Origin of the sequence: Streptomyces sp. FH025 (genome assembly GCF_017427025.1) — a bacterium.
Classification (GTDB): Bacteria; Actinomycetota; Actinomycetes; order Streptomycetales; family Streptomycetaceae; genus Kitasatospora.
Genome location: NZ_JAFLNG010000312.1, coordinates 1 through 8,702, shown reverse-complemented (window position 1 = coordinate 8,702; position 8,702 = coordinate 1). Strand labels below are relative to the sequence as shown.

Genomic DNA, 8,702 nt, shown 5'->3' with positions numbered 1-8,702 from the left:
TGCACCAGCTCCCGCCGCAGCGCCGGGCCGAGCACCCAGTCCCGCCAGGACTCCGCCCCGGCCCCACCGAGCCGGTCCAGCTCCGGGCAGCTGCCCACCCCGAGCACCAGCAGCGCCGCCCTGGTCCTGGCCACCTCGGCCTCGGCGGCGGCGAGCAGTTCGCGGGTCCGCTCGAACGGCAGGCCCAGCACCGCCGCGACCTCCAGCGGGGTCAGCCGGTGCCGGGCGGACAGCTCCAGCGCCTCGCGCTGCTCCGGGTCCGTACCGGCCGCCTCCGGCCAGGCGAGCGAGGCCAGCTCGCGCCGTCGCCGGGCCGCCTCGGCCTCGGTCGGCTCCGCGCCGGGTTCCCGCCCGGGCCCGTCCGCCAGCCGCCGCAGGCAGCAGTAGCGGGCCAGCGAGAACAGCCAGGCCCGCACCAGTCCGGGCTCGGCCAGCCGGGTGCCATGCCGTCGAGCCAGCTCGCGGACCTCGCGCAGTGCCGCGCCGGCCGCGTCGTGCTCGCACAGCACCGAGAGGCAGTAGGTGAACAGGCCGTCCGCCTGCCGGTCGTACGCCGCGAGCACCGCGGCGGCCCGCGTCCCGGCCCCGGGTCCAACAGTTCGCGTGGTCACCCGTACGACGGTAGGCACGAAGGGCCGGTCGACCCCGCTGTTCGCCGCGTATGTACTTCTTTCGGGTAACAACATCGCCCATCTGTGTGGGCCCTGCCACGGGATCGGGTGCCGCCGTACCCGGCCGCCGCTGTCGTACCCAGGCGCTACGGTGGGCCGCATGCCTCCGCGTTCCAAGACCACCGCCAAGCCGCGCCCGGCCTACCGCTGCACCGAGTGCGGCAACCAGCTGCCCAAGTGGGTCGGCCGCTGCCCGGAGTGCAACGCCTGGGGCACGGTCGAGGAGTACGGAGCGGTGCCGATCCGCACCACCGCGGCCGGCCCGGTCAGCGCGCCCGCCCGCCCGATCGCCCAGGTAGACGGCCAGGTCGCGACGGCCCGCTCGACGGGCGTGCCGGAGCTGGACCGGGTGCTCGGCGGCGGGCTGGTCCCCGGCGCGGTGGTGCTGCTGGCCGGCGAGCCCGGCGTCGGCAAGTCGACCCTGCTGCTGGACGTCGCCGCCAAGGCGGCCACCGCGCAGCACCGCACGCTCTACGTCACCGGCGAGGAGTCGGCCGGCCAGGTCCGGCTGCGCGCCGACCGGATCAACGCGCTCTCCGAGCACCTCTACCTCGCCGCCGAGTCCGACCTCGGCGCCGTGCTCGGGCACATCGAGGCGGTCAACCCCGGCCTGCTGATCCTGGACTCGGTGCAGACGATCGCCTCCGCCGAGCTGGACGGCGCCCCCGGTGGCCCGGCCCAGGTCCGCGAGGTGGCGGGCGCGCTGATCCGGGCGTCCAAGGAGCGCGGCATGGCCACCCTGCTGGTCGGCCACGTCACCAAGGACGGCCAGATCGCCGGCCCGCGCCTGCTGGAGCACCTGGTGGACGTGGTGCTGAGCTTCGAGGGCGACCGGCACGCCCGGCTGCGGCTCATCCGCGGTGTCAAGAACCGTTACGGCGCCACCGACGAGGTGGGCTGCTTCGAGCTGCACGACGAGGGCATCGTCGGCCTGGCCGATCCGTCCGGCCTCTTCCTGACCAGGCGTGACAAGCCCGTCCCCGGCACCTGCCTCACCGTCACCCTGGAGGGCAAGCGCCCGCTGGTGGCCGAGGTGCAGGCGCTGATGGTGGATTCGCAGATCCCCTCCCCGCGCCGCACCACCTCGGGCCTGGAGTCGCCCCGGATCGCGATGATCCTGGCCGTGGTCGAGCGGCACGGCGGGGTGAAGCTCGGCAAGCAGGACATCTACACCGCGACGGTCGGCGGCGTGAAGCTGACCGAGCCCTCCGCGGACCTCGCGGTCGCGCTCGCGGTGGCCAGCTCCTCCACCGACACCCCGCTGCCCAGCAACCTGGTGGCGATCGGCGAGGTCGGTCTGGCGGGCGAGGTGCGGCGGGTGACGGGTGTGCAGCGGCGGCTCGCCGAGGCGCACCGGCTGGGCTTCACCCACGCCCTGGTCCCGCCGGACCCGGGCAAGGTGCCGCCGGGCATGAAGGTGGTCGAGGTGGCCGACATCGGCGAGGCACTGCGGGCCATCCCGGGCCGTCGTCGGGCCGCCGCCAAGCCGCGCGGCGAGGCGCGTGGTGAGGCTCCGTCGGCGCCGCCGGCGCCCCGCGCGGCCCGGGTCCCGGCCCACGCGGAGGAGCTCATGGAGGGCTGGGAGCCGCTGGACTCCGACGAACTGCGCTGACCCAAGCCCTGCCGAAGCCGCACGCAGTTAGACTTTCTCCAGTCTCATTGGCCAAAAGGCAGTACCGGAGCGGTACTGAGCGACAGAGCAACAGACCGCGGACCGGCGCACGGCGTGAGGCGCGCGGCACGGGTCGACCGGAGGAGTCACGTGGCAGCCAGCGACCGGGGGGCGGACAAGGCCTCCCGTGAGGAGGCCCTGCTGCGGGCCTCCCTCACCGCCATCGCGCCCGGTACCGCGCTTCGTGACGGCCTGGAACGGGTCCTGCGGGCCAACACCGGTGGCCTGATCGTGCTGGGCTTCGACAAGACCGTCGAGTCCCTGTGCACCGGCGGCTTCGTCCTGGACGTCGAGTTCAGCGCGACCCGCCTGCGCGAGCTGTGCAAGCTCGACGGCGCGGTGGTGCTCGACAAGGACATCACCAAGATCGTCCGGGCCGGCGTCCACCTGATGCCGGACTCCACCATCCCCACCGACGAGACCGGCACCCGCCACCGCACCGCCGAGCGGGTCAACCGGCAGACCGGCTTCCCAGTGGTCGCGGTCTCGCACTCGATGCGGCTGATCGCCATGTACGTCAACGGCACCCGCCGGGTGCTGGAGGACTCCACCACCGTCCTCTCCCGCGCCAACCAGGCGCTGGCCACCCTGGAGCGCTACAAGCTGCGCCTGGACGAGGTGGCCGGCACGCTGTCCGCGCTGGAGATCGAGGACCTGGTGACGGTCCGGGACGTCACGGCGGTGGCCCAGCGCCTGGAGATGGTCCGGCTGATCGCCACCGAGATCGCCGGCTACGTGCTGGAGCTCGGCATCGACGGCCGACTGCTCTCGCTCCAGCTGGACGAGCTGATCGCGGGCGTGGAGCCGGAGCGCGAACTGGTCGCCCGGGACTACTTCCCCGAGCGGGCCGCCAAGAAGGGCCGGACGGTCACCGAGGTGCTGGCCGACCTGGAGGCGCTCACCCACGCCGAACTGCTGGACCTGCAGACGGTCGCCAAGGCGCTCGGCTACTCGGGCTCGCCGGAGTCGCTGGACTCCGCCGTCTCCCCGCGCGGCTACCGCCTGCTGGCGAAGATCCCGCGCCTGCCCAACACGGTGATAGAGCGCCTGGTCGAGCACTTCGGCGGTCTGCAGAAGCTGCTCGCCGCCAGCATCGACGACCTGCAGACGGTCGAGGGCGTCGGCGAGACCCGCGCCCGCTCGGTCCGCGAGGGTCTGTCCCGTCTCGCCGAATCGTCCATCCTGGAGCGCTACGTCTGACCGGACGACCAGCCTCGGACGGCCCCCGGAGAAACGCTTCCCCGGGGGCCGTCCGACGTCTCGGGCCACCTCGGAGCCCCGACGCCGGAGCCCCCGACCGCTCAGCGGCCGGGGGCTCCGTACGGGGAAGTTGACCGATCCTCAGCTGTCCAGCCGGATCGAGGTCCGCGCCGACACCTTGTCGCCCGAGAGCCCGGTGAGCTCCGCGAGCACCACGTAGGTCCCGTTCGCCGGCGGCGCCTGCTCGGCGGTCGCGCACTGCGGCTTGCTGCGGCTGCGGTCCCAGGTGAAGGTCTCGGTCTGGCTGCCGTTGGCGGGGAGCTGCACCCAGATGCTGCCCTTGTCGGACGGGCAGTCGCCGGAGGACCAGACCCGGTCGTTGCCGTTGCCGCTCACGGTGATCACCGAGGCGCTACGGCCCAGGTCCACCCGGCAGTTGGTGCCGGAGGAGTTCTTGACCGTCAGGGCCAGCCGCGGCTTGTCCTTGGGCTGGAACGAGTTCTGGGTGCCGGCGAGCTCCAGTGCCACCTGCGAGGAGGCACAGACCGGCAGCGCCATCACCTCGGCGGTGTTCACCGCCGGAGCGCCGCCGCTCGAGCCGCTCGCGCCGCCGCCGGTTCCGCCGCCGGAGCCTGCCGCCCCGCCGCCCGCGGGCGCTGGGTTGGCGCCGCCGGTGCCGCCGGTGCTGAGGCTGACCTCGCTGCCGCCCCCGCCGGCCACCGGGCCGCCGCCGTTGGGGTTGCCGCCGGTGCTCCCGCCGCCCGGAGGCGCCGCGGGACCGCTCGGGGAGGCGCCCGGCGTGATCGCCTGCGCGGGGCTCTGGCTCTGGGACTGCGACGGTACGGCCTGTGCGGCCTTGCTCTGTGAGCCGCCGTCACCGCCCTGATCCGTCATCAGCCAGGCGATCAGGGCGATCACCGCCGCGACGGCGGCGAGCACGACGACGCGCCGACGCCAGTAGATCGAGGCCGGCAGCGGTCCTACGGGTTGACGCAGAGAGGGCACGATCAAACTCTACGAGACTGTGTGTGGCTATTGACTCACCAACACCGCACAGTCGCCCCTTCCTTCACATGATCCGCCATTTGAGCCGTTCGAGGGAGCCCCCGAACCGGGTTCTCCCGGCGGTTTCCGGCCATCCGGATCCGGCTCCTCCACTTCGGCCGGGCTCGCGGTCATGGGAGGATCGAAGGGCCATGACTGCCATCACCGCCACCGAAGCCGTACCCGCACCCCGGCTGCCCCTGCCCGTGCTGCACTCGACCGTCATCGACTGGTACGAGGCCAGCAAGCGCGACCTGCCCTGGCGGACGCCCGACGCGACGCCCTGGGCGGTCATGGTGAGCGAGTTCATGCTCCAGCAGACCCCGGTGAAGCGGGTGCTGCCCGCCTGGGAGGCCTGGCTGACCCGCTGGCCCACCCCGGCCGACCTCGCCGCCGAGGCACCCGGCGAAGCGGTCCGGATGTGGGGCCGGCTGGGCTACCCGCGCCGCGCGCTGCGGCTGCACGCGGCCGCCGTGGCGATCACCGAGGAGCACGGTGGCGAGGTCCCGGACGACCACGCCACGCTGCTCTCGCTGCCCGGGGTGGGGGAGTACACTGCCGCCGCGGTCGCCTCCTTCGCCTTCCGCCAGCGCCACGTGGTGCTGGACACCAACGTCCGCCGGGTCTTCGCCCGCGCGGTGACCGGTGTCGAGTACCCGGCCCAGGCCACCACCGCCGCCGAGCGCCGTACCGCCACCGCGCTGCTGCCCGACGACGCCGAGACCGCCGCCACCTGGGCGGTCGGCGTGATGGAGCTGGGTGCGCTGGTCTGCACCGCCCGGGGCCCGGAGTGCGGGGACTGCCCGCTGTTCACCTCCTGCGCCTGGCAACGGGCCGGCCGCCCGCCGTACGAGGGCCCGGCCCGGCGCGGCCAGTCCTACGAGGGCACGGACCGCCAGGTGCGCGGCAAGCTGCTCGCGGTGCTGCGCGAGGCGCACGGCACGGTGCCGCAGGCCCGGCTGGACGCGGTCTGGCCGGACGCGGTGCAGCGGGCCAGGGCCCTGGACGGCCTGGTCGCCGACGGCCTGGTCGAACCCGTGGAACAGGGCGTCTACCGACTGCCCCAGTGAACGACGACGGCAGTGAACAACGACGGCGCCCCCGGAAGGCTCGAACCTTCCGGGGGCGCCGTCGTGCGCTCCGCGGTCGTCAGACGGCCGCGGCCTCCAGCGAGGCCTCGGCCGGCTCCTCGCCCTTGCCGGTGCCGCGCAGCGGCACCTCGCGCAGGAACACCGCGGCGGCGATCGCGATCACGGCCACTCCGGCGCCCCAGAGGAAGACGGTGTGCATGCCGTTGGACACCGCGTGGTGGTAGGCGTCCTGAACGGCCTCGGGCAGCTTGCGCAGGGCGGCCGGGCTCATCTGACCCGGGTCCTGCACACCGCCGGAGGTGGCCTGCTCGCCGAGCCGCTCCTTCATGGTGTCGGTGACCCGGTTGTTGAACAGCGCGCCGAACAGCGCGACACCGAAGGAACCGCCGATGGTGCGGAACAGGGTGGCGGTGGAACTGGCCACGCCCATGTCCTTGAGTTCGACGCTGTTCTGCGCGACCAGCATGGTGATCTGCATCAGGAAGCCCATGCCGGCGCCGAGCACGATCATCCAGCAGGCCGAGGTGAAGCTGCTGGTCCCGACGCCCATGGTGGAGAGCAGGATCAGACCGCCGGTCATCACGACGGTGCCGATGATCGGGAAGATCCGGTACTTGCCGGTCTTGGTGACGGCCTGGCCGACCACCAGCGAGACCACCAGCATGCCGAACATCATCGGCATCAGCAGCAGGCCGGAGTTGGTCGCCGAGGCGCCCTGGACGATCTGCTGGTAGAGCGGCAGGAAGACGGTCGAGCCGAACATCACGAAACCGACGATGAAGCCGATGATCGAGACCAGGGTGAAGTTCAGGTTCTTGAACAGGCCCAGCGGCAGCATCGGCTCCTCGACCCGCTGCTCCACGTAGCAGAAGGCGATCAGCGAGGCCACCGCGAGCGCGGACAGGCCGAGGATCTGCTTGGAGCCCCAGTCGTACTGCTGGCCGCCCCAGGTGGTGATCAGCACGAGCGAGGTGATGCCCGTGGTGAGCAGGATCGCGCCCAGGTAGTCGATCCGGGCGTTGCTGCGGACCTTCGGCAGCTTCAGGGTGACCATGACCACGGCGAGCGCGATCACACCGAGCGGCAGGTTGATGTAGAAGGTCCAGTGCCAGCTCAGGTGGTCGGTGATGAAGCCGCCGACCAGCGGGCCGCCGATGGTGGCGAGGGCCATCACCGCGGCGAACATGCCCTGGTACTTGCCGCGGTCACGCGGCGGGACGAGCGCACCCATGATCGACATGACGCCGACCATCAGACCGCCGGCGCCCAGGCCCTGCACGGCGCGGAAGCCGATCAGCTCGTTCATGTTCTGCGACAGGCCGGACAGCGCCGAGCCCACCAGGAAGATCACGATCGAGGTCAGGAAGGTGCCCTTGCGGCCGTACATGTCGCCGAGCTTGCCCCAGATCGGGGTGGAGGCGGCGGTGGCCAGGGTGTACGCGGTGACGACCCAGGACAGGTGCTCGGCGCCGCCCAGGTCGCCGACGATGGTCGGCATCGCGGTGCCGACGATCAGGTTGTCGAGCATGGCCAGCAGCATGGTGACGACCAGGCCGACCATCACGAGGCGGATCTCGCGGGGTGACCGCGGCTGCTCCTCCTCGGCCGTCTTGTCCTCCGGCACGGGGCCGGCGGTCTTGGACTGTGACATGGGGTGGGGTCTCCCGAGGGTGGTTCGGACGAGCGTCGGGCCGTGCGGCGACTCACTTACTTGTCGCCCGGCTAGTTTATCGATCGTCGGTACGGTAAGTTGTTTCCTAGCCGGTCGTCAAGCTAGTTTCCCGACCGGCCACCTGGGCAGGGAGAATGAGCCCGGGGCGGACGCCATCCCCGGGGTCCGCAGCAGTCACCGACGCAGTCATGAGGCAGGCCATGGCCACTCCGCACAGCCCCCGCAGCGACACCCGGGCTCGCATCATCGAGGTGTCGTTGGAGCTCTTCTCGGAGCATGGCTACGAGCAGACCTCACTGCGGGAGATCGCCGACCGGCTGGGCGTCACCAAGGCCGCGCTCTACTACCACTTCAAGACCAAGGACGACATCGTCCTGGGCATCGTCGAGCGGATGGCCGCGCCGATCGACGAGTGCATCGAGTGGGGCCGGAAGCAGTCCTGGAGCCCGGAGGTGCGCGACGAGCTGATCCGGCGCTTCGCGGACAGCATGGCCGAACGCGCGCCGCTGCTGCGCTTCTTCCACGAGAACCAGCCCGCCCTGCGCGAGTCCCCGGCCGGGCTGGCCTTCCGGGACCGCATGATCACCATGATCCAGCTGGTGCACGGGCCGGAGGCGGACTTCCACGACCGGCTGCGGGCCGCGATGGCGCTGTTCACCGTGCACTCGGCGCTGTTCCTGCTCAAGCAGGACGGCCCGGCCTGCGGCGACGCCGCCGCCGAGAACGTCTGGGGCGAGCCGCTGAGCACGGCGCCCACCCTGGAGGTGGCGATCGGGGCGGCCCGGGACGTCGCGCTGGACATCGGCGCCCGGATCAGCCACCCCGCCCCGCCCACCGACTGAGCGGCCGCCGTCCCGTCAGAACGCGGTGACGCCGTGCCCGGAGAGGTACGCGATCGGGTTGATCACCGCGCCGTAGCGGTTGCTGGTGCGGATCTCGAAGTGCAGGTGCGGCCCGGTCGAGTTGCCGGTGTTCCCGGACAGCCCGACCCGCTCGCCCACCGACACCCGCTCGCCCGGGGAGACCGAGACCGAGGACAGGTGCGCGTACTGCGCGAAGCGCCCGTCCTCCAGCCGCAGCACGACCTCCTTGCCGTACGCGCCGTCCCAACCGGCCGACACCACCGTCGCGTTGCCGACCGCCAGCACCGTCGTGCCCGGGCTGACCGCGAAGTCCACCCCGGTGTGGTACCCGGCGGCGTACTCGGAGTTGGCGACCCCGTACGGATTGCTGGTCGGCGCGTCCGGCACCGGCGCCGACCACTCCGGCGCGGGCTCCGGCGCGGGCTCCGGTTCGGGCTGGGGTTCGGGCTGGGGTTCGGGCTGCGGTTCGGGCTGCGGTTGGGGGGCCGG

At 72.4% G+C, this 8,702-nt stretch carries 8 protein-coding genes; 4 read left to right on the top strand and 4 right to left on the bottom strand.

The genetic code is table 11. From position 1 onward, the window contains the following. On the bottom strand, positions 1–611 hold a 611-nt coding region (locus J0670_RS21695), incomplete at its 3' end, for an RNA polymerase sigma factor (protein WP_374223141.1). A gap of 160 nt (positions 612–771) precedes the next feature. Between J0670_RS21695 and radA the strand changes: the two genes are divergently transcribed. Further along, a complete protein-coding gene (radA, locus tag J0670_RS21690) occupies positions 772–2,283 on the top strand; it encodes a DNA repair protein RadA (RefSeq protein WP_207813303.1) in 1,512 nt (503 codons plus the stop codon). Between the two features lie 201 nt (positions 2,284–2,484). Next, the gene (gene disA, locus J0670_RS21685) at positions 2,485–3,543 is read left to right on the top strand and encodes a DNA integrity scanning diadenylate cyclase DisA (RefSeq protein WP_207813304.1); all 1,059 of its coding nucleotides are present in this window, start codon (positions 2,485–2,487) and stop codon (positions 3,541–3,543) included. A gap of 141 nt (positions 3,544–3,684) precedes the next feature. On the opposite strand, the gene J0670_RS21680 is transcribed toward disA, so the two are convergent. Then, complete coding sequence (locus tag J0670_RS21680; RefSeq protein ID WP_207813302.1) at positions 3,685–4,548, bottom strand: hypothetical protein; 864 nt, start codon at positions 4,546–4,548, stop codon at positions 3,685–3,687. A gap of 191 nt (positions 4,549–4,739) precedes the next feature. Here J0670_RS21680 and J0670_RS21675 point away from each other — a divergent pair, with 191 nt between their 5' ends. Then, positions 4,740–5,657 (top strand): A/G-specific adenine glycosylase, encoded by a 918-nt coding sequence (locus J0670_RS21675; RefSeq protein ID WP_207813301.1) that lies wholly within the window; start codon positions 4,740–4,742, stop codon positions 5,655–5,657. 79 nt (positions 5,658–5,736) lie between these two features. On the opposite strand, the gene J0670_RS21670 is transcribed toward J0670_RS21675, so the two are convergent. Continuing rightward, positions 5,737–7,329 (bottom strand): DHA2 family efflux MFS transporter permease subunit, encoded by a 1,593-nt coding sequence (locus tag J0670_RS21670; RefSeq protein ID WP_207813300.1) that lies wholly within the window; start codon positions 7,327–7,329, stop codon positions 5,737–5,739. Positions 7,330–7,550: 221 nt separating this feature from the next. Here J0670_RS21670 and J0670_RS21665 point away from each other — a divergent pair, with 221 nt between their 5' ends. Continuing rightward, positions 7,551–8,192: a TetR/AcrR family transcriptional regulator gene (locus J0670_RS21665; protein WP_207813299.1), complete on the top strand. Its 642-nt coding sequence runs from the start codon at positions 7,551–7,553 to the stop codon at positions 8,190–8,192. Positions 8,193–8,207: 15 nt separating this feature from the next. On the opposite strand, the gene J0670_RS21660 is transcribed toward J0670_RS21665, so the two are convergent. Beyond that, the coding region (locus J0670_RS21660) for a M23 family metallopeptidase (protein ID WP_207813298.1) at positions 8,208–8,702 on the bottom strand (495 nt) is incomplete at its 5' end.